Consider the following 26,723-nt stretch of genomic DNA (forward strand, 5'->3'; position numbering starts at 1 on the left):
CAGTAGACGGACAGCAGGTCAAGGTCTGCAGGTCTCGTAAAAAGAAAACGATTGGGGATCAGAGCAGCACCACGTCGTATTGTTCCTGGGAATACATGGTTTCAACCTGGAAGCGGATCGTGCGCCCGATAAAACCTTCCAGTTCTGCCACGTTGCCGGACTCCTCGTCGAGCAACCGGTCGACCACTTTCTGGTTGGCGAGCACTCTATAGCCTTCGGCCTGGTAGGCACGCGCCTCCCGTAGGATTTCGCGGAAAATCTCGTAGCAAACCGTTTCCGGGGTCTTCAACTTGCCGCGCCCCTGGCAGCTGCTGCAAGGCTCGCACAGCACTTGCTCCAGGCTTTCGCGCGTGCGTTTGCGGGTCATCTGCACCAGGCCCAGCTCGGTAATGCCGATGATGTTGGTCTTGGCGTGATCGCGTTCCAGCTGTTTCTCCAGGGTGCGCAACACCTGGCGCTGGTGCTCTTCGTCTTCCATGTCGATGAAGTCGATGATGATGATGCCGCCCAGATTGCGCAGGCGCAGTTGACGGGCAATCGCGGTGGCCGCTTCGAGGTTGGTCTTGAAGATGGTTTCTTCGAGGTTGCGGTGACCGACAAACGCCCCGGTGTTGACGTCGATGGTGGTCATGGCTTCCGCCGGGTCCACCACCAGGTAGCCGCCCGACTTGAGCGGGACCTTGCGTTCCAGGGCTTTCTGGATCTCGTCCTCGACGCCATACAGGTCGAAGATCGGCCGCTCGCCCGGGTAATGCTCCAGGCGGTCGGCAATTTCCGGCATCAATTCGGCAACAAATTGCGTGGTTCGCTGGAAGGTTTCCCGCGAGTCGATGCGAATTTTCTCGATCTTCGGGCTGACCAGGTCGCGCAAGGTCCGCAGGGCCAGACCGAGGTCTTCGTAGATAACGCTCGGCGCACCGATGGTCTTGATCTGCGCGCCGATCTGGTCCCACAGGCGCCGCAGGTAGCGGATATCCATGAGGATTTCATCGGCACCGGCGCCTTCGGCAGCCGTGCGCAGGATAAAACCGCCGGCTTCCTTGATACCTTCGGCCGCCACACAGTCGCTGACCACCTTTTTCAGGCGCTCGCGCTCGGCTTCGTCTTCGATCTTCAGCGAAATGCCGACATGCGCGGTACGCGGCATGTACACCAGGTAGCGCGACGGGATCGACAGCTGGGTTGTCAGCCGTGCGCCCTTGGAGCCGATGGGGTCCTTGGTGACTTGCACCACCAGGCTCTGCCCTTCGTGCACCAGGGCGCTGATGCTTTCGACAGCCGGGCCCTCGCGCAGGGAAATTTCCGAGGCGTGGATAAACGCAGCACGGTCCAGGCCGATGTCGACGAATGCGGCCTGCATCCCCGGCAGTACTCGCACCACCTTGCCTTTGTAGATATTGCCGACGATCCCGCGCTTCTGGGTGCGCTCGACGTGCACTTCTTGCAGAACACCGTTCTCTACCACCGCCACGCGCGATTCCATCGGCGTGATATTGATCAGAATCTCTTCACTCATGGCTGGGTCTCGTTCAGGCATTTTCACAATAGTGACCGATCGCTTAAGGCTGGGCGCGCAATTAAAGGCGTTCAGCGCGCGGTAAGGTGTTGCCAACAGGGTATGCCGAATTGGGCGAGCAGTTGCGCGGTTTCGCACACCGGCAGGCCCACCACGGCGGAATAACTGCCATTGAGACCGGCAACGAACACCGAACCCAGGCCCTGGATAGCATAGCCGCCCGCTTTGTCCTGGGATTCGCCACTGTGCCAGTAGGTTGTAGCCTCTTCGACAGAAATCCCGCGAAACCGTACGCGACTGCTTACACAGTGGGTTTCGCAGCGCTGGCCGTCAGTCAGGGCAATGGCGGTCAGCACTTCATGCTCACGCCCTGCCAGGGCCATCAGCATCGCCAGCGCGTCGGCCTGGTCTACCGGCTTGCCGAGGATCTTGCCGTCCACAATCACGGCAGTGTCGGCGCCCAGCACACAAGCGCCGGCGGTGTGTTCAAGCGCAGCAAAACCCGCCGCTGCCTTGCCGCGAGCAAGACGCTCGACGTAGGCAACGGCGGTTTCGTTGGTAAGAGGGGTTTCATCAATGGCGGCGCTGACCACGGTGAAAGGCACACCGATCTGGGTCAGCAGTTCACGCCGCCGCGGGGAGCCCGAGGCCAGGTAAAGCGAATTCATTGCAGACTCTCCCTGTAGAGTTCGATAACCAGGCAGAGCCTCGCAATCCATTCAATTGATTTTATAGCGACGACGTAACCCACGCAGGCCGAAACTGATCCACGGCCACAACAAGGCGCTGACCAGGGCCGGCAGCACCAGTGCCAGGGTTGGCTGGCGATTGCCGGTCAGGGCGCTCAGCCAGAGTTGCACCAGCTGCGCCAGGCCGAAGATCACCAGGATCACCAGGCATTGCTGCCACATGGGAAACATGCGCAGGCGTTGCTGCAACGACAGCACCAGGAAAGTGATCAGCGTCAGGATCAATGCGTTCTGGCCCAGCAAGGTGCCATACAGCACATCTTCCGCCAAGCCCAGAAACATGGCCGTGACCATGCCGACTTTGTGCGGCAGGTTCAGCGACCAGAAAGCCAGCAACAACGCCAGCCAGAGCGGACGCAGGATTTCCATGAATTGCGGCAGTGGCGAAACACTGAGCAACAAGCCGATGGCGAACGTCAGCCAGACGATCCAGCCATTGCGCGAATGAGTACCGGCCATTTATTCCTCCCTCTGCCGTGTGGTCGCCGGAGCGGTGGTCGCTGGGCGGGCGGCCGGTGCCGTCACGGGCGGCTTGGCCGCCGGTGCAGCAACTGGCGTTGACGCAGGGGGTTTGGTCGCCGCCGGTTTAACCGGATGCGTGGTATGCGTCGCAGGCTTCACGGCGGTCGCCACAGGCGCTGCAGCCGGGGCCACCGCGGGCGTAACCGGTGCAGCAGCGGCAGGCTTGGGCACGGTCGCAGGAATGATGGGCGTGGTGCCGTTCTTCTTGTCTTCCGCTTCCTGGGCCTGGGCAGCTTCGTTGGCGCGCTCTTCCGGGGTACGGTTGTCACTGAACACCAGCAGCAGGTAGCGGCTGCGGTTCAAGGCGGCAGTCGGCACCGCGCGCACAATCGCGAAGGGCTGGCCGGAATCGTGGATCACTTCCTTGACCGTCGCCACCGGGTAACCCGCCGGGAAGCGCTGGCCCAGGCCGGAGCTGACCAGCAGGTCGCCTTCCTTGATGTCGGCCGTATCGGCGACGTGGCGCAATTCCAGGCGTTCCGGGTTGCCGGTACCGCTGGCAATCGCGCGCAGGCCGTTACGGTTGACCTGCACGGGAATGCTGTGGGTCGTGTCCGTCAGCAACAGCACTCGCGAGGTATAGGGCATCAACTCGACCACCTGCCCCATCAGGCCACGCGCGTCGAGCACCGGCTGACCGAGCACTACGCCATCGCGCTCACCCTTGTTGATGATGATGCGGTGGGTAAAGGGGTTGGGGTCCATGCCGATCAACTCGGCCACTTCGACCTTTTCGTTGACCAGTGCGGAAGAGTTGAGCAACTCGCGCAGCCGAACGTTCTGCTCGGTGAGGGCCGCGAGCTTTTGCATGCGCCCCTGCAACAGCAGGTTTTCGGTCTTGAGTTTTTCGTTCTCGGCGACCAGCTCGGTGCGGCTGCCGAATTGGCTGGCCACGCCCTGGTACAGACGTTGCGGCAGGTCGGTGATCCAGTATGTCTGCATCAACACCAGCGACATCTGGCTACGCACAGGCTTGAGCAGTGCAAAGCGGGCATCGACCACCATCAGCGCGACCGAAAGCACGACCAGCACCAGCAGGCGCACGCCCAATGAGGGGCCTTTGGCGAAAAGCGGTTTAATAAGCCGCTCCTCCCAGGCAAATGTTCTCTTTATTCATACGGCATCTAACCGGCCTGGATGCAGATTGAAGAAGATAAACGCCAACAGGCAGCACTGCAAAGTGCTGCCTGCGGGCGAAACATGGGCAAACCAGCAAACTCTTATTCGCTGGAGAGCAGGTCCATGGTGTGTTTATCCATCATTTCCAGTGCACGGCCACCGCCACGAGCGACGCAGGTCAGCGGGTCTTCGGCAACGATCACCGGCAGGCCGGTTTCCTGGGCCAGCAGCTTGTCGAGGTCGCGCAGCAAGGCGCCACCACCGGTCAGCACCAGGCCACGCTCGGCGATGTCGGAAGCCAGTTCCGGCGGCGATTGCTCCAGGGCGCTCTTCACAGCCTGAACGATGGTGGCCAGGGACTCTTGCAGAGCTTCCAGCACTTCATTGGAGTTCAGGGTGAAGGCACGTGGAACGCCTTCGGCCAGGTTGCGACCGCGAACATCGACTTCGCGAACTTCGCCGCCCGGGTAAGCGGTACCGATTTCCTGCTTGATGCGCTCGGCGGTGGATTCGCCGATCAGGCTGCCGTAGTTGCGACGTACATAGGTGATGATCGCTTCGTCGAAGCGGTCGCCGCCAACCCGTACGGATTCGGCATACACCACACCGTTCAGGGAGATCAGGGCGATTTCAGTGGTACCGCCACCGATATCCACCACCATCGAACCGCGGGCTTCTTCAACCGGCAGGCCGGCACCGATCGCAGCGGCCATTGGCTCTTCGATCAGGAACACTTCGCGGGCACCGGCACCGAGCGCCGATTCACGGATGGCACGACGCTCCACCTGGGTGGACTTGCATGGAACGCAGATCAGCACACGAGGGCTGGGCTGCAGGAAACTGTTTTCATGAACCTTGTTGATGAAGTACTGCAGCATCTTCTCGCAGACACTGAAGTCGGCGATCACGCCGTCTTTCATCGGACGAATGGCAGCAATATTGCCTGGTGTACGGCCGAGCATGCGCTTGGCCTCGGTGCCAACGGCAACGACACTTTTCTGATTACCATGGGTCCGAATGGCCACAACCGATGGCTCATTCAGGACGATACCGCGCTCGCGCACGTAAATAAGGGTGTTGGCAGTGCCCAGGTCAATGGAAAGATCGCTGGAAAACATGCCACGCAGTTTCTTGAACATGGGAAAGGGACCCTAGGCAACGCGTGGGTAAAAAAGTGCGGCAAACTCTAACAACGACAGGGATTTTGGGCAAGGCGCCAATGTGCTAAATTGGCCGACTTTCTGTGCACCAACCCCCACAATCGCGGCCGTAAGACCGTAGAAATGCGGTAGTGTTCCGACAATCTAACACACGGACAGCCTCCGTTCTGTTTTCCACTGGAGATTCCCATGGCGCTTGAACGCTCCGACGTGGAAAAAATCGCTCATCTGGCCTCGCTTGGCCTGAATGAAGCCGATCTTCCACAGACCACCGCAGCCCTGAACAGCATTCTCGGGCTGGTTGACCAAATGCAGGCCGTGGACACCGACGGCATCGAGCCCCTGGCTCACCCGCTGGAAGCCAGCCAGCGCCTGCGCGCAGACGTCGTGACCGAGAGTAATAATCGCGAGGCCTACCAGTCCATCGCGCCAGCGGTCGAAAACGGCCTGTACCTGGTTCCGAAAGTCATCGACTAAAGGGAAAGAGCCTGCAATGCATCACATGACTCTGGCCGAGATCGCCCGCGGTCTCGCCGATAAAAAGTTTTCTTCCGAAGAGTTGACCAAGACCCTGCTGGCGCGCATCGCCGAGCACGATCCAAAGGTCAACAGCTTCATCAGCCTCACCGAGGAACTGGCCCTGAGCCAGGCCAAGGCCGCCGACGCACGTCGCGCCAACGGTGAGAACGGTGCCCTGCTGGGCGCGCCGATCGCCCACAAGGACTTGTTCTGCACCCAGGGCATTCGCACCAGCTGCGGCTCGAAGATGCTCGACAACTTCAAGGCGCCCTACGACGCCACCGTGGTGTCCAAGCTGGCTGCCGCCGGGGCCGTGACCCTGGGCAAGACCAACATGGACGAATTCGCCATGGGCTCGGCCAACGAGTCGAGCTACTACGGCGCGGTGAAAAACCCGTGGAACCTGGAGCACGTGCCCGGCGGTTCGTCCGGTGGTTCGGCTGCGGCCGTGGCGGCTCGCTTCCTGCCGGCTGCCACCGCCACCGATACCGGCGGCTCGATCCGCCAGCCGGCGGCCTTCACCAACCTCACCGGCCTGAAACCGACCTACGGTCGTGTTTCCCGCTGGGGCATGATCGCCTACGCATCCAGCCTCGATCAGGGCGGCCCCCTGGCTCGCACCGCCGAAGACTGCGCGATTTTGTTACAAGGCATGGCAGGCTTCGATAAACAGGACTCCACCAGCATCGATGAGCCGGTGCCGGACTACAGCGCCAGCCTCAATACCTCGCTCAAGGGCCTGCGCATCGGCGTGCCGAAGGAATACTTCAGCGCCGGCCTCGACCCGCGTATCGCCGAATTGGTGCACAACAGCGTCAAGGAGCTGGAAAAGCTCGGCGCCGTGATCAAGGAAATCAGCCTGCCGAACAACCAGCACGCGATTCCTGCGTACTACGTGATCGCGCCCGCTGAAGCCTCCTCCAACCTGTCGCGCTTCGACGGCGTGCGTTTTGGCTATCGCTGCGAAAACCCGAAAGACCTTACCGACCTGTACAAACGCTCGCGCGGCGAAGGCTTCGGTGTCGAAGTACAACGCCGGATCATGGTCGGTGCCTACGCGCTGTCGGCCGGTTACTACGACGCGTACTACCTCAAGGCGCAAAAAATCCGTCGCCTGATCAAGAACGACTTCATGGCGGCCTTTGAAGAAGTCGACGTCATCCTCGGCCCAACCACGCCCAACCCGGCCTGGAAGATCGGCGCCAAGACCGGCGACCCGATCGCCGAATACCTGGAAGACCTGTACACCATCACCGCAAACCTCGCGGGCCTGCCGGGCTTGTCCATGCCCGCCGGTTTCGTCGATGGCCTGCCGGTCGGCGTGCAACTGCTCGCCCCGTATTTCCAGGAAGGCCGCCTGCTCAATGTGGCGCACCAGTACCAGTTGCACACCGACTGGCACACCCGCACCCCTACCGGCTTCTGAGGAGAACACTATGCAATGGGAAGTTGTGATCGGGCTGGAGATTCATACCCAGCTCGCCACCCAATCGAAGATTTTCTCCGGTAGCGCCACCACGTTCGGCTCCGAGCCCAATACCCAGGCCAGCCTGGTCGACCTGGGCATGCCCGGTGTCCTGCCGGTGCTGAACCAGGAAGCGGTGCGCATGGCGGTGATGTTCGGCCTGGCGATCGACGCCGAGATCGGCCAGCACAACGTGTTCGCGCGCAAGAACTACTTCTACCCGGACCTGCCCAAGGGCTACCAGATCAGCCAGATGGAGTTGCCGATCGTCGGCAAGGGCCACCTGGACATCCCGCTGGAAGACGGCACCATCAAGCGTGTCGGCGTAACCCGCGCGCACCTGGAAGAAGACGCCGGCAAGAGCCTGCACGAAGAATTCCCGGGCGCCACCGGTATCGACCTGAACCGCGCCGGCACGCCGTTGCTGGAGATCGTGTCCGAGCCGGACATGCGCAGCGCCAAGGAAGCCGTGGCCTACGTCAAGACCATCCACGCGCTGGTGCGCTACCTGGGCATCTGCGACGGCAACATGGCCGAAGGTTCGCTGCGCTGTGACTGCAACGTGTCGATCCGGCCCAAGGGCCAGGTCGAGTTCGGCACCCGTTGCGAGATCAAAAACGTCAACTCGTTCCGTTTCATCGAGAAGGCGATCAACAGCGAAGTGCGTCGCCAGATCGAGCTGATCGAAGACGGCGGCAAGGTCATCCAGCAGACCCGCCTGTACGACCCGAACAAAGACGAAACCCGCGCCATGCGCAGCAAGGAGGAAGCCAACGACTATCGTTACTTCCCCGATCCGGACCTGTTGCCGGTCGTCCTTGAAGACTCGTTCCTCAACGACATCCGCGCCACGTTGCCGGAATTGCCACAGCAGAAACGCGAGCGCTTCCAGGAGCAGTTCGGCCTGTCGGTCTACGATGCCAGCGTCCTGGCTTCCAGCCGTGAACAAGCCAACTACTTCGAGAAAGTCGTGAGCATCGCCGGTGACGCCAAGTTGGCGGCCAACTGGGTGATGGTTGAGCTGGGCAGCCTGCTGAACAAGCAAGGCCTGGAAATCGACGAAGCGCCGGTGTCCGCCGAGCAATTGGGCGGCATGCTGCTGCGCATCAAGGACAACACCATCTCCGGCAAAATCGCCAAGACCGTGTTCGAAGCGATGGCCAGCGGTGAAGGCAGCGCCGACGAAATCATCGAGAAGCGTGGCCTCAAGCAAGTCACCGACAGCGGCGCGATCTCGGCCGTGCTGGATGAAATGCTGGCGGCCAACGCCGAGCAGGTCGAGCAGTACCGTGCGGCAGACGAAGCCAAGCGCGGCAAGATGTTCGGCTTCTTTGTCGGCCAGGCCATGAAAGCCTCCAAGGGCAAGGCCAACCCGCAACAGGTGAACGAATTGCTGAAGAGCAAGCTCGAAGGCTGACACGTGTAGGACCCGGCTTCTGTGGGAGCCGGGCTCGCCCGCGATGCAGGCGCCTCGGAGCATCAGTTACACCGAGGTGAAGCCATCGCAGGCAAGCCAGCTCCCACGCAAGCCAACTCCAACATTTGTAATGGGACTCCTTGCATGAAGCGTCTACTCGGCCTGCTGGCCCTGTTCTCCCTACTGGCCGGTTGCGCCAGCGGCATCATCAACCCCAACGGCTACGACGAAACCGGCACCGCCTCCTATTACGGCGCCAAACACCATGGCAACAAGACCGCCAGCGGTGAACCCTTCAACCAGAACGCCCTGACCGCGGCCCATCGGCAACTGCCCTTCGGCACCCAGGTCAAGGTGACTAATCTGGACAACGACAAATCCGTCGTGGTCCGCATCAACGATCGCGGCCCGCATACGCGTGGGCGCTTGATCGACCTTTCACGCAAGGCTGCCGAACAACTGGGCATGCTCGGCAGTGGCACTGCGCGCGTGCGCGTGCAAGCCATGAGCAACTGAAGGCGCAGCCGTGGCCATTTTCGGATTGACCGCCCTCTCGCCCTGGAGCCTGCTCGAACTGGTCAGCGGCCTGCTGCTGCTGATCGTTGGCGCCGAGGTCCTGGTGCGCGCCGCCGTGCGCCTGGCCGCGAGCTTGAAAGTGCGACCGCTGATCATCGGCTTGAGCATCGTCGCCTTTGGCAGCAGTGCGCCACAGATGACCGTCAGCCTGCAGGCCACCCTGGCCGGCAACACCGATATCGCCGTGGGCAGCGTGATCGGCAGCAGTATCTTCAACATCCTCGTGACCCTGGGCCTGTCGGCGCTGATCATTCCCCTGCGCGTCTCACGCCAACTGGTGCGCGTGGATATCCCGGTGATGATCCTCGCCGGGCTGCTGGTATTCACCTTGGCGGCCAATGAAGAACTGACACCCGTCGACGGCTTGTGGTTGCTGTTGGCGCTGGTCGCCTACCTGGGCGTGCTGCACTACCAGACGCGCCATTCCCGCCGCCCGCGCACCCTCGACACCGTGGCCCGCGCGCCGTGGCTCAGCAGCGTTCTGCTGATGCTCGCAGGCCTGCTGGTGCTGGTCCTGGCCGGGCACTTGCTGCTGGGCGCGGCGGTGGATGTGGCAGCGGACCTGGGCCTCTCGGAACGCATCATCGGCCTCACGCTGATCGGCGTCGGTACCTCGCTGCCCTGCCTCGCCACCTCACTGATCGCCGCCCTACGGGGGCAGCGGGAAATTGCCGTGGGCAACGTGATAGGCAGCAACCTGTTCAACCTGCTGGGCGTGCTGGGGATCACCGCCCTGCTCGCGCCCTCGCCGCTGTCGGTGTCGCCCAATGCGCTGGATTTCGACCTGCCGGTGATGCTCGGTGTAGTGGTGCTGTGCCTGCCGGTGTTCTACACCGGTTACCGCGTGACCCGCGCCGAAGGCCTGGTGCTGCTGGGCCTGTACCTGGCGTACGGGCTGCACGTGATGTCGTTCACCACCGGCATGCCCCTGGCCAACAAGCTGGAACAACTGATGCTGTATTACGTCCTGCCAGTGCTAGTGGCTTTCCTGTTGTTCAGCACGCTGCGAGCCTGGCGCCGCCAACACAAGAGGGATTCGCAATGACCGATCAGAAAAAGCCCGGGGTTGAGATGCGTCGCCAGGTAATGGGCGATGTGTTCGTCGACCGTGCCCTGGGCAACGCCACCGAGTTCACCCAACCGCTGCAGGATTTCGTCAACGAGCATGCCTGGGGCAGCGTATGGAACCGCGAAGGCCTGCCGCTGAAGACCCGCAGCCTGATCACCCTCTGCGCCCTGACCGCGCTCAAGTGCCCCCAGGAACTCAAGGGCCACGTGCGTGGCGCGCTGAACAATGGCTGTACCGTGGAGGAGATTCGCGAAGCACTGCTGCACTGCGCGGTGTACGCCGGCGTCCCGGCGGCGATTGATGCGTTCCGCGCGGCGCAGGAAGTGATTGAGGCGTATCAGGCCGATCAGCCGTGACGGCGAGCTAGCTTTCGCAGGCAAGCCAGCACACACATTTGATCTCCATAGGCCCGAGTGCCTGAGCCATACCTCAATTCCTGTGGGAGCGGGCTTGCTCGCGAAGGCGGCTTGTCAGTTGATGCATCAGGTGCCTGACCCACCGCCTTCGCAGGCAAGCCAGTTGCTCCCACATTTGATCTCCATATGCCCGGGTGCCTGAGCCATACCTCAATTTCTGTGGGAGCGGGCTTGCTCGCGAAGGCGGCCTGTCAGCTGATGCATTCGTTGCCTGACCCACCGCCTTCGCAGGCAAGCCAGCTCCCACATTTGATCTCCATAGGCCCGGGTGCCTGAGCCATACCTCAACTCCTGTGGGAGCGGGCTTGCTCGCGAAGGCAATGTGTCAGTTGATGCATCAGGTGCCTGACCCACCGCTTTCGCAGGCAAGCTAGCTCCCACATTTGATCTCCATAGGCCCGGGGGCCTGAGCCATACCTCAATTCCTGTAGGAGCGGGCTTGCTCGCGAAAGCGGCCTGTCAGCTGATGCACTCGTTGCCTGACCCACCGCTTTCGCAGGCAAGCCAGCTCCCACATTTGATCTCCATATGCCCGAGTGCCTGAGCCATACCTCAATTCCTGTGGGAGCGGGCTTGCTCGCGAAGGCGGCTTGTCAGCTGATGCATTCGTTGCCTGACCCACCGCTTTCGCAGGCAAGCCCGCTCCCACATTTGATCTCCATATGCCCGAGTGCCTGAGCCATACCTCAATTCCTGTGGGAGCTGGCTTGCTCGCGATTGGCCCTCAAGAGCCCTGCAACCTCAGATCCAACCCCCCGCCTGCAACACGAAAATCCCGATATTGGTGGTCACCGCCGCCATCAGCGTGGTGATCACGATAATCGCCGCCGCCAGCTCATGATTGCCCTCGGCCGCCCGGGCCATGACAAAGCTGGCCGCTGCGGTCGGCGCGCCGAAGTACAGGAACAAGATCCCCAACTCCGGCCCGCGAAAGCCCAGCAACCATGCCCCCAGCGTCGCCACCACGGGCAAGCCGATCATCTTCACCAGACTCGCACTCAGCGCCATGCTGCCGCTTTTGCGCAAAGCCGCCAGCGACAGGGTGCCACCGATGCAGATCAGCGCCAGGGGCAGGGTCATGTCCGCCAGGTACTGGCCCGACGACTCCAGCCAACCCGGCAGGCCAATCTGGAACACCGCGAACGGCGTGGCGGCGATCACGCTGATGATCAGCGGGTTGGCCACCACACTCTTGCAGATGCTCCACGGGTCGGACTTGATCACCGGGCTGTACACCGCCAGCACGATGGTCGACAGGGTGTTGTAGAACAGGATCACCAGCGCCGCGAGAATCGCACCAAGGGAGATACCGTAGTCGCCGTACATGCTGGCGGCCAGCGCCAGGCCGATCACACCGTTATTGCCGCGAAACGCGCCCTGGGTGTAGATGCCACGGTCTTCACGCGGGCAGCGAAAAATCGCCCAGCCCCAGGCCAGGGCAAAGCTCAACAGCGTGGCGACAGCGAAGTAGATCAGCAGGCCCGGCTTGAGCGCCGAGTGCAGGTCGGCATGCAGGATGCCAAGAAACAGCAGCGCCGGCATGGTGACGTTGAACACCAGGGACGAGGCCGTGTGGATAAAGTTGTCGTTGATCCAGTTGACGCGCTTGAGCAACACCCCCAGAAACAGCATGGCAAACACCGGCGCGGTGATGGTGAGGGTGGTGAGGAAAATTGCCAGCATGCCGGGGAGAACCTTGGTGAGCGTCGTCAGGTGGCTAATGATAAGCCAGTACGAACCGGTTCGTCTGGTTGACACTCGCTCAATGTGAGAGCCGGCTTGCCTGCGATGGCGGTGTGTCAGGCGTTACATCGGTTACTGATACACCGCTATCGCAGGCGAGCCAGCGCCTACAAGGTCCGCGCCAGTCTCAGGTAATCGGCGCGGGGTTGAACAAGGTGATGTCGTTATGCAGCTTATGCTGCTCGGCCCACGTCTGCTTCTTGCCGCTGGCCACATCCAGGTAGAAATGGAACAACTCCCAGCCCAGCTCCTCGATGGTCGCGCGCCCGGTGGCAATGCGCCCGGCGTCGATATCGATGAGGTCCGGCCAGCGCTGTGCCAGCTCCGTGCGCGTGGAAACCTTCACCACCGGCGCCATCGCCAGCCCATACGGCGTGCCGCGCCCGGTGGTGAACACGTGCAGGTTCATCCCCGCCGCCAGTTGCAAGGTGCCACAGACAAAGTCGCTGGCCGGTGTCGCGCAGAAGATCAGGCCCTTGCTCTTGAAGCGTTCGCCCGGACCCAGCACGCCGTTGATCGCGCTGCTGCCGGACTTGACGATAGACCCCAGGGACTTCTCGACAATATTCGACAACCCACCCTTCTTGTTACCCGGCGTGGTATTGGCGCTGCGATCCGCCTCGCCCTTGGCCAGGTAGCGGTCGTACCAGTCCATTTCCCGGACCAATTCCTCAGCGACTTGCCGGGTCTGCGCGCGGGAGGTCAGCAGGTAGATCGCGTCGCGCACTTCGGTGACTTCGGAAAACATCACCGTCGCCCCGGCCCGCAACAACAGGTCCGACGCATACCCCAGCGCGGGGTTGGCGGTGATGCCGGAAAACGCATCACTGCCGCCGCACTGCATGCCCAGGATCAACTCGGATGCCGGCACGGTTTCGCGGCGGCGCTGGTCGAGCTTTTTCAAACGGGTTTCGGCCAACGCCATGATCTGCTCGATCATCTCGGTAAAGCCGTGGCTGGAATCCTGCAATCGATACAGCCACGGCTCGCTCAGGTCGACGGAGCTGTCGTTGTCGTGCATCACCTGCCCGGCCTGCAATTTCTCGCAGCCCAAGCTGATCACCAGGGCTTCGCCGCCCAGGTTCGGGTTGCGCGCCAGATTGCGCACCGTGCGGATCGGAATGTAGGCATCCGTCGCGGTGATGGCCACGCCACAGCCATAGCTGTGGGTCAGCGCGACCACGTCATCCACGTGCGGGTACTTGGGCAGCAACTCGTCCTTGATGCGCTTGACCGCATGGTCCAGCACACCGGTGACGCATTGCACCGTGGTGGTGATGCCGAGGATATTGCGCGTGCCCACGGTGCCGTCGGCATTGCGGTAGCCCTCGAAGGTAAAGCCTTCGAGGGGAGCCTGGGTTTCGGGCACATCGGTGGACAGCGGCAGGCTGTCCAGCGGCGGCGCGGTCGGCATGCGCAGTTGATCTTCCTGGACCCAACTGCCGCGCGGAATCGGCGCCAGGGCGTACCCGATGGTCTGGCCGTAGCGAATAATCTGACCGCCCTCGGGAATATCTTCCAGGGTCACCTTGTGGCTCTGGGGGATGAAATCCACGGTCACCAGGCCGTCCGGGAACTCGGTCCCGGCCGGTACGCCCTGGTCATTGACCACGATCACCACATTGTCGCGCTCGTGCAAACGAATCGAGCGCGGCGAGTCGGCATGTTCAATCAACTGCATTACATCGCCCCTCAGGAATGCGCTTCGGTAAGGTTAGTCAACTCAGGCCCTTTGCTTGGCGGCTCCTTGAGTACCACACGTTTGATCGGACCCACGATCACCAGGTAGCTGAACACCGCCAGCAGCGCGTTGGCGCCCACAAACACCAGTGCCCACTTGAACGAGCCGGTGGTGCTGATGATGTAGCCGATCACGATCGGCGTGCTGATCGACGCCAGGTTGCCAAACATGTTGAACAAGCCGCCACTGAGCCCGGCGATTTGTTTCGGCGAAGTGTCGGACACCACCGCCCAACCCAGTGCGCCAACGCCTTTGCCGAAGAAGGCCAGGGCCATGAAGCCCACCACCATCCATTCGATGTCCACGTAGTTGCACGCCACGATGCTGGAAGACACCAGCAACCCGCCAATGATCGGCGCCTTGCGCGCGAAGGTCAGCGAGTGGCCCTTGCGCAACAGGTAGTCGGAAATCACCCCGCCCAGTACCCCGCCGATAAAGCCGCAGATCGCCGGCAACGAGGCAATGAAACCGGCCTTGAGAATGGTCATGCCACGGTCCTGCACCAGGTACACCGGGAACCAGGTCAGGAAGAAATAGGTGATGCCGTTGATGCAGTACTGGCCCAGGTACACGCCGAGCATCATGCGGTTGGTCAGCAGTTGGCGGATGTAATCCCACTTCGGACCGTCAGTTTTCTTACCCTTGACCTTGTCCTGGTCCATATCGACCATCGCGCCGTTGGCGGCGATGTGATTGAACTCGGCCTCGTTGATCATCGGGTGCTGGCGTGGGCTGTGGATAACTTTGAGCCAGATCAGCGAGAACACAATGCCGATCCCGCCCATCACGATAAACACGTGCTGCCAGCCGAAGCTGTAGACGATCCAGCCCATCAACGGCGCGAACAGCACCGTGGCGAAGTATTGCGCCGAGTTGAAGATCGCCGAAGCCGTGCCGCGCTCGGCGGTGGGGAACCAGGCCGCGACGATTCGCGCATTGCCGGGAAAGGACGGCGCTTCGGCCAGGCCCACCAGGAAGCGCAGCATGAACAGCGCAACCACTGCGGTGGAGACGCCGAACTCACCGACATAGCCTTGCAGCACGGTGAACAGTGACCAAGTGAAAATGCTCAGGGCATAGACTTTTTTCGAGCCGAACCGATCCAGCAGCCAGCCGCCGGGGATTTGCCCGGCCACGTAGGCCCAACCGAATGCGGAGAAGATATAACCGAGGGTGACCGCGTCGATGCCGAGGTCTTTTTGCAGGCTGGAGCCGGCGATAGCGATGGTGGCCCGGTCGGCGTAGTTGATCGTGGTCACCAGGAACAGCATGAGCAGGATCAAATAGCGGACGTGGGTCGGCTTGGTCGCTTGCATGTAGAAGTACTCCCACTAATTATTTTTTTTGCGGGTAATGGTCTATTTGTCGGTGGGACCGCTTTCATGTGGGAGCCGGGCTTGCCCGCGATACAGGCACCTCGGTGTGTCAGGCACACACCGGTGATGCTATCGCAGGCAACTCAGCTCCCACACAAAGCAGGCGCCACGGGTGTCGCGTATTACGAACCGATGTAGCTGGTTTTCACCACGGTGTAGAACTCTTGCGCATAGCGACCCTGCTCGCGCGAACCATAGGAGGAACCTTTGCGGCCACCGAACGGCACGTGGTAATCCACGCCGGCGGTCGGCAGGTTGACCATCACCATCCCGGCCTGGGAGTGGCGCTTGAAGTGATTGGCGTACTTCAACGACGTCGTGGCAATGCCCGCCGACAAGCCGAACTCGGTGTCGTTGGCCATGGCCAGCGCCGCCTCGTAGTCCGCCACGCGCACCACGTTGGCCACTGGGCCGAAGATTTCTTCACGGCTGATGCGCATGGCGGCTTCGCTGTCGGCAAACAGCGTCGGCGCCAGGAAGTAGCCTTCGGTGTCACAAGTGACCAGGCCGCCACCGCTGACCAGCCGCGCGCCTTCGCTCTGGCCGATGTCGATGTACTTGAGGTCCTGGTCCAACTGGGCCTGGGACACGACCGGGCCGATATCGGTGCCGCTTTTGAGGGCGTGGCCGACCTTGATCGACTTCATGCGCTCGGCCATGGCCGCGACGAACTGGTCGTGAATCCCGGCGGTCACGATCAAGCGGCTCGAGGCCGTGCAACGCTGGCCGGTGGAGTAGAACGCACTCTGCACCGACAACTCGACCGCCTGCTTGAGGTCGGCGTCGTCGAGGATGATCTGCGGGTTCTTGCCGCCCATTTCCAACTGCACTTTGGCCTGGCGCGACACGCAGCTGACGGCGATCTGGCGACCTACGCCGACCGAACCGGTGAAGCTGATGCCATCGACTTTCGGGCTGTTGACCAGCACGTCGCCGACCACGCGGCCGCTGCCCATCACCAGGTTGAACACACCGGCGGGGAAGCCTGCGCGAGAGATGATTTCGGCCAGGGCCCAGGCGCAGCCCGGTACCAGCTCAGCCGGCTTGATCACCACACAGTTGCCGTAGGCCAGGGCCGGGGCGATTTTCCAGGCGGGGATCGCAATCGGGAAGTTCCACGGGGTGATCAGGCCGACCACACCCAGGGCTTCACGGGTAACTTCGACGTTGACGCCTGGGCGTACGGACGGCACGTAGTCACCGGACAGGCGCAGGCATTCACCGGCGAAGAATTTGAAGATGTTACCGGCGCGAGTCACTTCGCCGATGGCTTCGGGCAGGGTCTTGCCCTCTTCCCGGGCCAGCAAGGTGCCGAGTTCTTCACGGCGGGCGAGGATTTCGCTGCCGACTTTATCCAGCGCATCGTGACGCGCCTGGATCCCGGAAGTGGACCAGGCCGGGAACGCGGCGCGGGCGGCGTCGATGGCAGCATTGACTTGGGCTACGTCAGCCTTGGCGTATTCGCCAATGACATCAGACAACTCCGACGGGTTGAGGTTAACGCAGTAGTCGGCACCGGCCACCCACTGGCCATTGATGTAGTTTTCATAACGCTGAGCTTGGGACACAAATCTTCTCCTGACGCAAAAGGCCGCTGATTACTCAGCGGCCTTGTAGATAAGTTATTGCGCGCCTTGCTTGTCGATCAGCGCGGCCAGGGCTTCGTATTCTTCCGGCAGCAGGTCGGTCAGCGGCGTGCGCACCGGGCCGGCGTCGTAGCCAGCGATTTTCGCACCGGCCTTGACGATGCTCACCGCATAGCCCGCCTTGCGGTTGCGGATGTCCAGGTACGGCAGGAAGAAGTCGTCGATGATCTTGGCGACGGTGGCGTGATCGTCCTTGGCAATGGCGTGGTAGAAATCCATCGCGGTCTTCGGAATAAAGTTGAACACCGCCGAGGAGTACACCGGCACGCCCAGGGCCTTGTAGGCAGCGGCGTAAACCTCTGCAGTCGGCAGGCCGCCCAGGTAGCTGAAACGGTCACCGAGACGACGGCGAATCGACACCATTAACTCAATGTCGCCCAGGCCGTCTTTGTAGCCGATCAGGTTCGGGCAGCGCTCGGCCAGGCGTTCCAGCAAAGGTGCAGTCAGGCGGCAGACGTTGCGGTTGTAGACCACCACGCCGATTTTGACCGACTTGCACACTGCTTCGACGTGGGCGGCAACCCCGTCCTGGCTGGCTTCGGTCAGGTAGTGCGGCAGCAGCAGCAGGCCTTTGGCGCCAAGGCGCTCGGCTTCCTGGGCGTACTCGATGGCCTGGCGAGTCGAACCGCCCACGCCCGCGAGGATCGGCACGCTGGTGGCGCAGGTATCAACGGCGGTCTTGACCACCTGGGAATATTCGCTGGCGGCGAGGGAGAAAAACTCACCGGTACCACCGGCGGCGAACAAGGCAGTGGCGCCGTACGGGGCCAGCCATTCCAGACGCTTGATATAGCCCGCCTGGTGGAAGTCACCCTGGGCGTTGAAATCGGTCACCGGGAAAGACAGCAGACCGTGGGAGAGGATGGACTTCAGTTCTTGTGGATTCATTATTCGAACACCCTGGGCGAAAACTTTCGATGGAAAGGTTGTTGTTGGTTTTGATGATGTCGTACGTCATCGTACAACTATAAATAATTTCGTCAACTGCAATTCATCGCCGTGGTGCACGTGCGGGTGGGCGACACCTCATGCAGAGGCGTTCTTGACGTAGGAATTTATTCCTCTATGCTCGAGACAACTGTATATGCATACAGTTATTACGGAAGATTCCTACGACATAGCAAGGAGCTAACATGTCAGGTCCAGAACTCGCAGCACCCGAAAAGAACCCTCCTACCCTGCGCTTCGAAGGGGGTGAACACACCGCCATCGGCGACGACACCCTGTTGCGCTTTGCCAAGGACGCCCCGGCGATTCCTGCGCGACAGGTCGAGTTGCACCTGCCCAACGGGCTGGCCCTCACCTACGGCCAAGTGATCGCCCTGGGCGGCGACTTTTATGGCATTCCCGGCCAACCCATCAGCGACGGCGCCTCCCCCGCCGAGCGCATCCAGCGCTTTACCGCCGCGTTCAACTCCCTGGCCGTGTTGCCCGCTTCACGCGAGGAAGCGCACAAGATCCTCGCGGTCATGCAAAAGGAAATCAACGCGGTCAACCAGGCGATCAAGGACGGCAAGCAAGCCCATGAAGCCTATGACGCGCTGGGTGATACGTTGTCCGAGGAATGGAACCGCATCACCGGCGGCGGCAGTGCGGTGTCGGCGCTGATTCCCCTGGGGCGCTATTTGAAACTGGCGGCGGACAATGCCGACCACTTCGGCGAATGGGCGCTCTCGGCGTACCTGGCAGGCCATACGGCCGCGCTGCAGCAAGCCGTCGTGGCGCATCAGACCGGCACCGACCAGGCGCTGGAACTGGCGTATGCGATGAACAGTTTTGCCGATCACTTCCTGACCGACCTGTTTTCCGCCGGGCACCTGCGTGTGCCGCGCAAACAGCTGGCCGCCGTAGTCACGCCGGGGGAGTTGGGTTCGCTGATCAGCCGCTTCATGCACGATGAAGACAGCAAGTTCGGCCTCAAGGTGCGCAACGCCATGGGCGACCAATGGCACGCCTATGGGGACAAGCGCTACTTCGACGCCATCGACGCGGACAATCGGCTGCAGGTCAAACGCGCGGTACAGGCCTCGGCTGATGAAATCTTCGCGACCTTTATCAGCGGCGTGGCGCCCTCCCCGGCCACCTTCAAGGCGCCGCTGTATGTGCCGGACCTGAATGCCGCGCAGAACCCGGCGAACAACTTCTCGCCGCTGTTCAAGGTGGAGGGAGACAAAGTGCTGCGGCGCAAGGATGTGAATGACCTGAACGACAGGCACTGGACCAATGATTGGTGGGGATGGAGTACGTACCTGCTGCTCAAGGACTACAAGCCCAACCAGCCCGCAAGCTAAGTACACGCATTGCTCCAGACAATGGAGATCAACTGTGCGAGCTGGCTTGCCCGCGATGGCGGAGTGTCAGTCAAACCTCATTGGCTGATACTCCGCTAGCGCCGGCAAGCCGGCACCTACAGGCCCCGTCAGCCGCGCTGCGCTTCTGCCTCTTCGTGGGCATGGCGCAGCCGCTCACGGCTATTGGTCAGGTGCAAGCGCATGGCCGCCCGCGCCGCGTCCGAATCCTGGCGCGCAATCGCCTCATAAATCTCTTCGTGCTCGCGGCTCAGGCGGCTCATGTAGTGCTGCTGGTCATCGTGGGCCAGGCGCGCCGAATTCAGGCGGGTACGTGGAATGATGCTGGTGCCCAGGTGGGTCATGATGTCGGTGAAATAGCGGTTGCCGGTGGACAACGCGATTTCCAGGTGGAAGGCGAAGTCTGAGGCAACCGCATCGCCAGCGTGCGCGGCGCTTTCATTCAGGGCGTCGAGGGCGGCGCGCATGGCTGCCAGTTGCTCGTCGCTGCGGCGCAATGCGGCCAGGCCAGCGGATTCGACTTCCAGGCTGATACGCAACTCGAGAATCGCCAGCACATCACGCAGGGTCACCACCGTGGCCGGGTCGATGCGAAAGCCGCTCGGGCTTGGCGTATCGAGCACGAAGGTGCCGATGCCATGCCGGGTTTCCACCTGCCCCGCCGCCTGCAAGCGCGAGATGGCCTCGCGCACCACGGTACGGCTGACACCATGGGCGTCCATGATGGCCGACTCGGTGGGCAGCTTGTCACCGCGCTTGAGCTGCCCGTCACGGATCTGCTCGGACAACACCGTGACCAATTCCTGGGCAAGGCTGCGACGCTTGCGGGGAAGACGAGGGGCGGTGTTGGCGTTTTCCATGATGGATCATCTTTCTCGGTGAACTTGAGCACGCATCATAGCCCATGGCGGTTGTACGATCACCGTCCTGTCACGACTTTCATCCATATCCTGCGCGCAAAAAAAGGCCCCGACACAGGTCGAGGCATTTTCCCGGCTCATCCGAAGATGAAAGCCGCTTACTTCACCACTTTCAGGCTCGGCCGACCGCTTGGACGCGGTGGCTCGGCATCCGGTGGCGGCACATCATCACCGTCTTCGCTTTCGATCGCTTCGTCATCCTCGAAAGGCGACTCCAGATCGAACACCATGCCTTGGCCATTTTCCCGGGCGTAGATCCCGAGGATGGCGCCAATCGGCACGAACAGCGTGTGCGGCACACCGCCGAAACGCCCTTCGAAACTGACCGCCTCGTTGTCCATGTGCAGGTGGCGCACGGCACTCGGTGATACGTTCAGCACAATCTGTCCATCACTGGCAAAACCCTGCGGTACCTGAACCGCAGGAAATTCGGAATTGACCAGCATGTGCGGGGTGCAATCATTGTCCACAATCCACTCATAGAGCGCGCGGACCAGGTAGGGTCGACTGGAGTTCATCAGCGGCTCCTTAAGCCTTAGCGCATATCGCGTTCGACACCAGACAGACTCGCCTGGAAAGCCTCACGCGCAAACTGGCGCTCCATGTAATCAAGCAACGGCTTGGCCGGCCGTGGCAGTTCAATGCCCAGGATCGGCAAGCGCCAGAGTATGGGTAATAGGCAGCAATCCACCAGGCTTTGTTCCTCGCTCAGGAAAAAAGGTTTGTCGGCGAACAGCGGCGAAACACCGGTCAGGCTCTCACGCAATTCCTTGCGTGCCTGCACCCGAGCGGCTTCTTTGCTACGTGTATCCAGGATCACATCCACCAGCCCGCACCAGTCACGCTGGATCCGATGGATCAGCAGGCGGCTGTTGGCACGCGCTACCGGGTACACCGGCAGCAAAGGCGGATGAGGGTAACGCTCATCCAGATATTCCATCACCACAGTCGACTCCCACAACGCCAGGTCACGATCGACCAGGGTGGGCAAGCTGCCGTAAGGGTTCACTTCGATCAGTTTCGGCGGCTGACGGCCCGCCTCCACACTGATGATCTCGGCGCTGACACCCTTCTCTGCGAGCACGATACGTACTCGGTGGGAATAGTGGTCGGCGGGGTCGGAGTAACAGGCCAACCGGTTGGTCACGCCCATGGCGGTCCTCCTCGCTTGTTGAAATTATCGAAAGCTCAAAAACGAGCGCGCCCAGGGAGCATCTCTGTAGTGGGAGTTACCCGATCACTACGTGTTCAGAGATGCCGCTGGGCGCGCAAGATTAACAGCAATTGCTTACGGTTGGATCAATGCACATCCTTCCAGTATTCGCGTTTGAGCAGATAGGCGAATACGAAGAAGAAGGCCAGGTACAACAATACATAGGTACCAATGCGCTGGTGCTGCAGTTTGACCGGGTTGGCCGAGTAGGCCAGGAAGGTCACGAGATTCTTGACCTTCTCGTCGAACTGCTCGTCAGTCAGTGCACCGGGGGTGTCTATCTTCAGTTGATCGCACGCCTCATGCGTCAGCGGCGTGCCGGTCAACGGATCGTATTGCTTCTTGCCGTCTTCAACGACCTGGACCTGCTTGCATCCTACCACTTGCTTGCCTTGCAGGCTGACCAGAACGTTAGGCATACCGACGTTCGGGAATACCCGGTTGTTCACGCCCCAAGGGCGCGTCGGGTCTTCATAGAACGATTTCAGGTAGCCGTAGAGCCAGTCGGTGCCACGAACCCGCGCCACCAGGGTCAGGTCAGGCGGTGCAGCACCGAACCAGGCCTTGGCGTCTGCAGGCTGCATGCCGATGTTCATGTGGTCGCCGATCTTGGCGCCGGTGAACACCAGTTTTTCCAGCATCACTTCATGGGGAATCCCCAAGTCATCGGCAACACGCTCATAGCGCTGGAACTTGGCGCTGTGGCAGCCCATGCAATAGTTGGCAAACGTACGGGCGCCGTCTTGCATGGCGGCTTTGTCCGAGACGTCGATATCGACCGATTCCAGCTCCGGACCGCCGTGCTCGGCAGCGAAGGACAGTAGCGGCAGGGCCGCAAGCATCAATGCAACGAATAACTTTTTCATCAGCCAGTCACCCTTTCCGGAACCGGTTTGGTCTTCTCGAGCCGGGTGTAGAACGGCATCAGAATGAAGTAGGCGAAGTACAGGAAGGTGCAGACCTGCGACAGCAACGTCAGCTGCGGGGTCGGCGCCTTGACGCCCGTCCAGCCCAGCAGCACGAAGCAGATGCAGAACACCCACAGCCAGATCTTGCTCAGCCAGCCCTTGTAGCGCATGGACTTGACCGGACTACGGTCGAGCCAGGGCAGCACGAACAACAGCGCGATCGAAGCCCCCATGGCAACCACACCCATGAGCTTGTCGGGGATCGCCCGCAAAATGGCGTAGAACGGCGTGAAGTACCAGACCGGTGCAATGTGCTCCGGCGTCTTGAACGCGTTGGCCTGTTCGAAGTTGGGTTTTTCGAGGAAATACCCGCCCATTTCCGGGAAGAAGAACACGATCGAGCAGAAGATGAAGAGGAACACCACCACACCGACGATATCTTTCACGGTGTAGTACGGGTGGAAGGGAATGCCGTCCAGCGGTACGCCGTTTTCGTCTTTATGCTTCTTGATGTCCACACCGTCCGGGTTGTTCGAACCCACTTCGTGCAGCGCCAGGATATGCAGCACGACCAGGCCGAGAATCACGATCGGCAGGGCCACGACGTGCAAGGCGAAGAAGCGGTTCAAGGTGATGCCGGAGATCAGGTAGTCACCCCGGATCCACTGCGTCAGGTCGTTGCCGATCACCGGGATCGCACCGAACAGCGAGATGATCACCTGGGCGCCCCAGTACGACATCTGGCCCCATGGCAGCAGGTAGCCCATGAAGGCCTCGGCCATCAGCGCCAGGTAGATCAGCATGCCGAAGACCCACACCAGCTCACGAGGCTTCTGGTACGAACCGTAGAGCAAACCACGGAACATGTGCAGGTAGACCACGATGAAGAACGCCGACGCGCCAGTGGAGTGCAGCAGGCGCAGGATCGAGCCGTACTCGACGTCGCGCATGATGCCTTCAACGGAGGCGAAGGCTTCTTCGGCTGACGGCGTGTAGCTCATCGTCAGCCAGACACCGGTGACCAACTGGTTGACCAGCACCAGCAGGGCCAGGGAGCCGAAGAAGTAGAAGAAGTTGAAGTTTTTCGGAGCGTAATATTTGCTGAGATGGTCTTCCCACATCTTGGTAGCAGGAAAACGCGCATCCACCCAATCCATGAACTTGCTCATCAGGCTTTCTCCCCCTCGTCGACGCCAATGACAATGATGCTGTCAGTCTCGTAGTGATGTGGCGGAACTGGCAGGTTCAGTGGTGCGGGTTGTGACTTGTAGACGCGGCCAGCGAGGTCATAGTGAGAACCGTGGCAGGGGCAGAAATAGCCGCCGACCCAGTCCTTGCCCAGATCCGCAGGCGCCACTTCCGGGCGGAAGGTGGGGGAGCAACCCAAGTGGGTGCAGATACCGATCAGCAGCAGAATCTCAGGCTTGATCGAACGCATTTCCTTATCGACGTAGGCGGGCTGGTCGGAATTCTTCGAATCGGGATCAGACAAGCGATCTTCGATTTTCTTCAGATTCCCCAGGATCTCCTCAGTACGACGAACAATGAAGACCGGCTGACCGCGCCACTCAGCAATCATCTGCTGGCCTGGGTCGATCTTGCTGACATTCACTTTCACCGGTGCACCTGCGGCTTTCGCCTTGGCACTGGGAAACCATGACCCCACGAACGGGACCGCAGCCCCCACCGCTCCTGCAGCACCCACCACGGATGTGGCTGCTACCAAGAAGCGACGCCGGCCTGCATTCACGCCGTCATTGCTCATTCAGTCCTCTCCCATCAGCTTTTTGGCCTGTTAAATCAGGCGTCTACTAAGTGTTGAATCTTTACTTATAAAAATTTTGCCGAATGGTAATGAAAAGCCCCACGTATGACAAGGGAATTGCCGGGGCCTCCGCCTCCAGGCCTTGTAGTATAGGGGGTCTACGGATGTGGCAAGTTGTCACGCGCAAATTTGTGCATAAATCGCAGGCAATAAAAAACGCCCAGCTCCGTGAGGAGGCTGGGCGTTTTTGTGGAACGTAAAGCGAATTAACGCTTCGAGTACTGCGGACGCTTACGCGCTTTACGCAGACCGACTTTCTTACGTTCAACTTCACGGGCATCGCGAGTTACGAAGCCAGCTTTGCGCAGAGCGCCACGCAGGGTTTCGTCGTACTGCATCAGAGCGCGAGTGATACCGTGGCGGATTGCGCCAGCTTGACCACTTACACCGCCACCGATAACGGTGACGTAGATGTCGAACTTTTCAACGGTCTCGGTCAGTTCCAGCGGCTGACGAACTACCATGCGGGCAGTTTCGCGGCCGAAGAAGTTGTCCAGGGAGCGGTTGTTGATCGAGATGTTACCAGTGCCCGGACGCAGGAAAACGCGTGCGGTTGCGGTTTTGCGACGGCCAGTGCCGTAATTTTGAGTCGCCGACATAATGAACTATTCCGTTAAAACTTCAGTTCTTGGGGCTGCTGAGCAGCATGAGGGTGTACAGCGCCCGCATAGACTTTCAGCTTGCGAAACATATCGCGACCCAGTGGGCCCTTCGGCAGCATGCCTTTGACCGCGATTTCGATCGGGGCTTCAGGCTTCTTGGAAATCAGGCCTTCAAAGTTGGAAGACTTGATACCGCCTGGGAAACCGGAGTGACGGTAGTACATTTTGTCTTGCGCTTTGTTGCCGGTAACACGAACCTGCTCAGCGTTGATGATCACGATGTAGTCACCGGTGTCAACGTGAGGGGTGTACTCAGGCTTGTGCTTGCCACGCAGACGGCTGGCGACTTCAGTGGCCAGACGACCCAGGGTCTGACCAGCGGCGTCGACGACAAACCAGTCGCGCTGAACTGTTTCCGGTTTTGCAGTAAAAGTTGTCATTCTTTAATAGCCTCAGGGGCCGCCCTGTAAATTAGACGGCGGATCTTACTGAATAGTGCGTACTTTGACAAGTCAAAGGCAGCCGGATACAGACGCTATCGGGGGCTCGGGTCGGCGCGTCCGTTCAACGGCAAGATTCTTCGGCAGGCGGCGCATCACTTCCACTGCAGAAAGAGGTGGGCAATTATGCAGATTGCGAAAAAAAATTCAACCTGCTTTTATGATTGTTTTCCCCGAAGGAGTACCCGATGGATTATCGACAGCTGGGCCGCACCGATCTGAACGTGAGCGCGATCGCCTTGGGCACCATGACCTGGGGTGAGCAGAACAGCGAGGCAGAGGCCTTCGCTCAGATCGAACGGGCCAAGGCCGCGGGGATCAACTTCCTCGACACCGCGGAAATGTACCCGGTACCGCCCAAGGCCGACACCTATGCCACCACCGAGCGTTATATCGGTAATTACTTCAAGAGCCGCGGCGACCGTGCCGACTGGGTGCTTGCCAGCAAGATCGCCGGCCCCGGCAACACCATCGACTATATTCGCGACGGCCACCTGCGCCACAACCGCAAGCACATCGTCGAGGCCCTCGACGCCAGCCTCAAGCGCCTGCAAACCGACTGGATCGACCTCTACCAACTGCACTGGCCGGAGCGCAGCACCAACTTCTTCGGCCAACTGAGCTACAAGCACAAGGACGAGGACGACCTCACCCCGCTGGAGGAAACCCTCGAAGCGCTGGACGAGCAAGTGAAGGCAGGCAAGATCCGCCACATCGGCCTGTCCAATGAAACGCCATGGGGCACCATGAAATTCCTCGCCCTCGCCGAAGCCCGTGGCTGGACCCGCGCGGTGTCGATCCAGAACCCTTACAACCTGCTCAACCGCAGCTTTGAAGTGGGCCTGGCGGAAGTCGCGATCCGCGAACAGTGCGGCCTGCTCGCCTACTCGCCCCTGGCGTTCGGCATGCTCAGCGGCAAATACGAAAATGGCGCACGCCCGGCCAAGGCGCGCCTGACGGAATACAGCCGCTTCAGCCGCTACTTCAACCCGCAGTCGGAAGCGGCGTGCAGTCGCTACGTGGCACTGGCGCGCGAGCATGGCCTGGACCCGGCGCAAATGGCGCTCGCGTTTGTGACACAGCAGCCATTCGTGACCAGCAACATCATTGGCGCGACAAGTCTGGAGCAACTGGACAGCAACATTGCCAGTGCCGACCTGAAGCTGTCGAAGGAAGTGCTGGAAGGGATCGAGGCGATTCAGAAGGATCATCCGAACCCTGCGCCTTGATTAATTAACCAGCCCGACACCGCCCCCGTGGCGAGCGGGCTTGCCCCGCGTTGGGCTGCGCAGCAGCCCCAAAACCTCATCCCTCAATCCTTCTGAAGGAAAAAGGGGATGGGCGGGATCAGGGCTGCTACGCACCCCAACGCGGGGCAAGCCCGCTCGCCACAACAGCCCAGCGTTCCGTGG

Annotated in this window: 26 protein-coding genes; 8 read left to right on the forward strand and 18 right to left on the reverse strand. The window is 60.9% G+C overall.

All coding sequences use genetic code 11. The features are described 5' to 3' along the window. Positions 1 to 58: 58 nt before the first annotated feature. From rng to mreB, 5 genes are all read right to left on the reverse strand, one after another. Positions 59 to 1,516 carry a ribonuclease G gene (gene rng / locus AC07SI_RS01870; RefSeq protein ID WP_010213134.1) on the reverse strand — a complete coding sequence of 486 codons (1,458 nt, stop codon included), beginning with the start codon at positions 1,514 to 1,516 and terminating at the stop codon, positions 59 to 61. A gap of 71 nt (positions 1,517 to 1,587) precedes the next feature. After that, entirely contained in the window at positions 1,588 to 2,184 is a 597-nt protein-coding gene (locus tag AC07SI_RS01875; RefSeq protein ID WP_495004976.1) for a Maf family protein, read from the reverse strand. 51 nt (positions 2,185 to 2,235) lie between these two features. After that, entirely contained in the window at positions 2,236 to 2,724 is a 489-nt protein-coding gene (gene mreD / locus AC07SI_RS01880) for a rod shape-determining protein MreD (RefSeq protein ID WP_003171788.1), read from the reverse strand. After that, positions 2,725 to 3,867 carry a rod shape-determining protein MreC gene (gene mreC / locus AC07SI_RS01885; protein WP_495005048.1) on the reverse strand — a complete coding sequence of 381 codons (1,143 nt, stop codon included), beginning with the start codon at positions 3,865 to 3,867 and terminating at the stop codon, positions 2,725 to 2,727. 140 nt (positions 3,868 to 4,007) lie between these two features. Continuing rightward, a complete protein-coding gene (gene mreB / locus AC07SI_RS01890; protein ID WP_002555108.1) occupies positions 4,008 to 5,045 on the reverse strand; it encodes a rod shape-determining protein MreB in 1,038 nt (345 codons plus the stop codon). Positions 5,046 to 5,255: 210 nt separating this feature from the next. Here mreB and gatC point away from each other — a divergent pair, with 210 nt between their 5' ends. The 6 genes from gatC to AC07SI_RS01920 all read left to right on the forward strand — a co-directional run bounded on the left by gatC (position 5,256) and on the right by AC07SI_RS01920 (position 10,468). Then, positions 5,256 to 5,543: an Asp-tRNA(Asn)/Glu-tRNA(Gln) amidotransferase subunit GatC gene (gene gatC, locus AC07SI_RS01895; RefSeq protein ID WP_065900690.1), complete on the forward strand. Its 288-nt coding sequence runs from the start codon at positions 5,256 to 5,258 to the stop codon at positions 5,541 to 5,543. Positions 5,544 to 5,559: 16 nt separating this feature from the next. Next, on the forward strand, positions 5,560 to 7,011 hold the full coding sequence (gene gatA / locus AC07SI_RS01900) for an Asp-tRNA(Asn)/Glu-tRNA(Gln) amidotransferase subunit GatA (protein WP_065900689.1): 1,452 nt from the start codon (positions 5,560 to 5,562) through the stop codon (positions 7,009 to 7,011). A 10-nt stretch (positions 7,012 to 7,021) separates the two neighbouring features. After that, entirely contained in the window at positions 7,022 to 8,467 is a 1,446-nt protein-coding gene (gene gatB / locus AC07SI_RS01905; RefSeq protein WP_106805151.1) for an Asp-tRNA(Asn)/Glu-tRNA(Gln) amidotransferase subunit GatB, read from the forward strand. Positions 8,468 to 8,611: 144 nt separating this feature from the next. Then, positions 8,612 to 8,983, forward strand: a complete 372-nt coding sequence (locus AC07SI_RS01910) for a septal ring lytic transglycosylase RlpA family protein (RefSeq protein ID WP_106805152.1) — start codon at positions 8,612 to 8,614, stop codon at positions 8,981 to 8,983. 58 nt (positions 8,984 to 9,041) lie between these two features. Continuing rightward, the gene (locus AC07SI_RS01915; RefSeq protein ID WP_177343924.1) at positions 9,042 to 10,088 is read left to right on the forward strand and encodes a calcium/sodium antiporter; all 1,047 of its coding nucleotides are present in this window, start codon (positions 9,042 to 9,044) and stop codon (positions 10,086 to 10,088) included. Next, positions 10,085 to 10,468: a carboxymuconolactone decarboxylase family protein gene (locus AC07SI_RS01920; RefSeq protein WP_495004977.1), complete on the forward strand. Its 384-nt coding sequence runs from the start codon at positions 10,085 to 10,087 to the stop codon at positions 10,466 to 10,468. Before AC07SI_RS01915 ends, AC07SI_RS01920 begins: the two co-directional genes overlap by 4 nt. 801 nt (positions 10,469 to 11,269) lie before the next feature. Here the strand turns inward: AC07SI_RS01920 and AC07SI_RS01925 are convergent. From AC07SI_RS01925 to kdgD, 5 genes are all read right to left on the reverse strand, one after another. Then, positions 11,270 to 12,211: an AEC family transporter gene (locus AC07SI_RS01925; protein WP_021491890.1), complete on the reverse strand. Its 942-nt coding sequence runs from the start codon at positions 12,209 to 12,211 to the stop codon at positions 11,270 to 11,272. Positions 12,212 to 12,398: 187 nt separating this feature from the next. After that, positions 12,399 to 13,952 carry a galactarate dehydratase gene (garD, locus tag AC07SI_RS01930; RefSeq protein ID WP_106805154.1) on the reverse strand — a complete coding sequence of 518 codons (1,554 nt, stop codon included), beginning with the start codon at positions 13,950 to 13,952 and terminating at the stop codon, positions 12,399 to 12,401. Positions 13,953 to 13,963: 11 nt separating this feature from the next. Next, positions 13,964 to 15,328, reverse strand: coding sequence for an MFS transporter (locus tag AC07SI_RS01935; RefSeq protein WP_065900680.1), 1,365 nt, complete (start codon positions 15,326 to 15,328; stop codon positions 13,964 to 13,966). Between the two features lie 182 nt (positions 15,329 to 15,510). After that, positions 15,511 to 16,956, reverse strand: a complete 1,446-nt coding sequence (locus AC07SI_RS01940; RefSeq protein WP_065900678.1) for an aldehyde dehydrogenase family protein — start codon at positions 16,954 to 16,956, stop codon at positions 15,511 to 15,513. 54 nt (positions 16,957 to 17,010) lie between these two features. Beyond that, positions 17,011 to 17,922 (reverse strand): 5-dehydro-4-deoxyglucarate dehydratase, encoded by a 912-nt coding sequence (gene kdgD / locus AC07SI_RS01945; protein WP_034102171.1) that lies wholly within the window; start codon positions 17,920 to 17,922, stop codon positions 17,011 to 17,013. 245 nt (positions 17,923 to 18,167) lie between these two features. On the opposite strand from kdgD, the gene AC07SI_RS01950 reads away from it, so the two are divergent. After that, positions 18,168 to 19,325 carry a phospholipase gene (locus tag AC07SI_RS01950; RefSeq protein WP_262135817.1) on the forward strand — a complete coding sequence of 386 codons (1,158 nt, stop codon included), beginning with the start codon at positions 18,168 to 18,170 and terminating at the stop codon, positions 19,323 to 19,325. Positions 19,326 to 19,453: 128 nt separating this feature from the next. Here the strand turns inward: AC07SI_RS01950 and AC07SI_RS01955 are convergent, their stop codons facing one another. The 8 genes from AC07SI_RS01955 to rplM form a co-directional block, all read right to left on the reverse strand. Further along, positions 19,454 to 20,203, reverse strand: a complete 750-nt coding sequence (locus AC07SI_RS01955) for a FadR/GntR family transcriptional regulator (RefSeq protein ID WP_025856285.1) — start codon at positions 20,201 to 20,203, stop codon at positions 19,454 to 19,456. A 158-nt stretch (positions 20,204 to 20,361) separates the two neighbouring features. Continuing rightward, positions 20,362 to 20,781 (reverse strand): ClpXP protease specificity-enhancing factor, encoded by a 420-nt coding sequence (locus tag AC07SI_RS01960; protein WP_065900671.1) that lies wholly within the window; start codon positions 20,779 to 20,781, stop codon positions 20,362 to 20,364. A 17-nt stretch (positions 20,782 to 20,798) separates the two neighbouring features. Further along, on the reverse strand, positions 20,799 to 21,416 hold the full coding sequence (locus tag AC07SI_RS01965; protein WP_010213164.1) for a glutathione S-transferase N-terminal domain-containing protein: 618 nt from the start codon (positions 21,414 to 21,416) through the stop codon (positions 20,799 to 20,801). A 146-nt stretch (positions 21,417 to 21,562) separates the two neighbouring features. Next, positions 21,563 to 22,342, reverse strand: coding sequence for a cytochrome c1 (locus tag AC07SI_RS01970; protein ID WP_065900669.1), 780 nt, complete (start codon positions 22,340 to 22,342; stop codon positions 21,563 to 21,565). Further along, positions 22,342 to 23,553, reverse strand: coding sequence for a cytochrome b (locus tag AC07SI_RS01975; protein WP_065900667.1), 1,212 nt, complete (start codon positions 23,551 to 23,553; stop codon positions 22,342 to 22,344). The genes AC07SI_RS01970 and AC07SI_RS01975 overlap by 1 nt, the downstream gene beginning before the upstream one ends. Then, a complete protein-coding gene (petA, locus tag AC07SI_RS01980; RefSeq protein WP_065900662.1) occupies positions 23,553 to 24,149 on the reverse strand; it encodes a ubiquinol-cytochrome c reductase iron-sulfur subunit in 597 nt (198 codons plus the stop codon). The genes AC07SI_RS01975 and petA overlap by 1 nt, the downstream gene beginning before the upstream one ends. A 266-nt stretch (positions 24,150 to 24,415) precedes the next feature. Continuing rightward, entirely contained in the window at positions 24,416 to 24,808 is a 393-nt protein-coding gene (gene rpsI, locus AC07SI_RS01985) for a 30S ribosomal protein S9 (RefSeq protein WP_002555064.1), read from the reverse strand. A 14-nt stretch (positions 24,809 to 24,822) separates the two neighbouring features. Continuing rightward, entirely contained in the window at positions 24,823 to 25,251 is a 429-nt protein-coding gene (rplM, locus tag AC07SI_RS01990) for a 50S ribosomal protein L13 (RefSeq protein ID WP_003171742.1), read from the reverse strand. Between the two features lie 248 nt (positions 25,252 to 25,499). Between rplM and AC07SI_RS01995 the strand changes: the two genes are divergently transcribed. After that, on the forward strand, positions 25,500 to 26,540 hold the full coding sequence (locus AC07SI_RS01995; RefSeq protein WP_101266500.1) for an NADP(H)-dependent aldo-keto reductase: 1,041 nt from the start codon (positions 25,500 to 25,502) through the stop codon (positions 26,538 to 26,540). The last annotated feature ends 183 nt before the right edge of the window (positions 26,541 to 26,723 follow it).

This window comes from Pseudomonas sp. GW821-FHT05D12, from assembly GCF_059419825.1.

Excerpts from the sequence above, each read along its gene's own strand:
- AC07SI_RS01935 (WP_065900680.1), bottom strand. The coding sequence starts at position 15,328 with ATGCAAGCGACCAAGCCGACCCACGTCCGCTATTTGATCCTGCTCATG.
- AC07SI_RS01910 (WP_106805152.1), top strand. The coding sequence starts at position 8,612 with ATGAAGCGTCTACTCGGCCTGCTGGCCCTGTTCTCCCTACTGGCCGGT.
- AC07SI_RS01950 (WP_262135817.1), top strand. The coding sequence starts at position 18,168 with ATGTCAGGTCCAGAACTCGCAGCACCCGAAAAGAACCCTCCTACCCTG.
- AC07SI_RS01995 (WP_101266500.1), top strand. The coding sequence starts at position 25,500 with ATGGATTATCGACAGCTGGGCCGCACCGATCTGAACGTGAGCGCGATC.
- AC07SI_RS01960 (WP_065900671.1), bottom strand. The coding sequence starts at position 20,781 with ATGAACTCCAGTCGACCCTACCTGGTCCGCGCGCTCTATGAGTGGATT.
- mreD (WP_003171788.1), bottom strand. The coding sequence starts at position 2,724 with ATGGCCGGTACTCATTCGCGCAATGGCTGGATCGTCTGGCTGACGTTC.
- AC07SI_RS01925 (WP_021491890.1), bottom strand. The coding sequence starts at position 12,211 with ATGCTGGCAATTTTCCTCACCACCCTCACCATCACCGCGCCGGTGTTT.
- AC07SI_RS01970 (WP_065900669.1), bottom strand. The coding sequence starts at position 22,342 with ATGAAAAAGTTATTCGTTGCATTGATGCTTGCGGCCCTGCCGCTACTG.
- mreB (WP_002555108.1), bottom strand. The coding sequence starts at position 5,045 with ATGTTCAAGAAACTGCGTGGCATGTTTTCCAGCGATCTTTCCATTGAC.
- AC07SI_RS01920 (WP_495004977.1), top strand. The coding sequence starts at position 10,085 with ATGACCGATCAGAAAAAGCCCGGGGTTGAGATGCGTCGCCAGGTAATG.
- rng (WP_010213134.1), bottom strand. The coding sequence starts at position 1,516 with ATGAGTGAAGAGATTCTGATCAATATCACGCCGATGGAATCGCGCGTG.
- gatA (WP_065900689.1), top strand. The coding sequence starts at position 5,560 with ATGCATCACATGACTCTGGCCGAGATCGCCCGCGGTCTCGCCGATAAA.
- petA (WP_065900662.1), bottom strand. The coding sequence starts at position 24,149 with ATGAGCAATGACGGCGTGAATGCAGGCCGGCGTCGCTTCTTGGTAGCA.
- gatB (WP_106805151.1), top strand. The coding sequence starts at position 7,022 with ATGCAATGGGAAGTTGTGATCGGGCTGGAGATTCATACCCAGCTCGCC.
- AC07SI_RS01955 (WP_025856285.1), bottom strand. The coding sequence starts at position 20,203 with ATGGAAAACGCCAACACCGCCCCTCGTCTTCCCCGCAAGCGTCGCAGC.
- AC07SI_RS01965 (WP_010213164.1), bottom strand. The coding sequence starts at position 21,416 with ATGGGCGTGACCAACCGGTTGGCCTGTTACTCCGACCCCGCCGACCAC.
- AC07SI_RS01875 (WP_495004976.1), bottom strand. The coding sequence starts at position 2,184 with ATGAATTCGCTTTACCTGGCCTCGGGCTCCCCGCGGCGGCGTGAACTG.
- gatC (WP_065900690.1), top strand. The coding sequence starts at position 5,256 with ATGGCGCTTGAACGCTCCGACGTGGAAAAAATCGCTCATCTGGCCTCG.
- rpsI (WP_002555064.1), bottom strand. The coding sequence starts at position 24,808 with ATGTCGGCGACTCAAAATTACGGCACTGGCCGTCGCAAAACCGCAACC.
- rplM (WP_003171742.1), bottom strand. The coding sequence starts at position 25,251 with ATGACAACTTTTACTGCAAAACCGGAAACAGTTCAGCGCGACTGGTTT.
- garD (WP_106805154.1), bottom strand. The coding sequence starts at position 13,952 with ATGCAGTTGATTGAACATGCCGACTCGCCGCGCTCGATTCGTTTGCAC.
- kdgD (WP_034102171.1), bottom strand. The coding sequence starts at position 17,922 with ATGAATCCACAAGAACTGAAGTCCATCCTCTCCCACGGTCTGCTGTCT.
- AC07SI_RS01975 (WP_065900667.1), bottom strand. The coding sequence starts at position 23,553 with ATGAGCAAGTTCATGGATTGGGTGGATGCGCGTTTTCCTGCTACCAAG.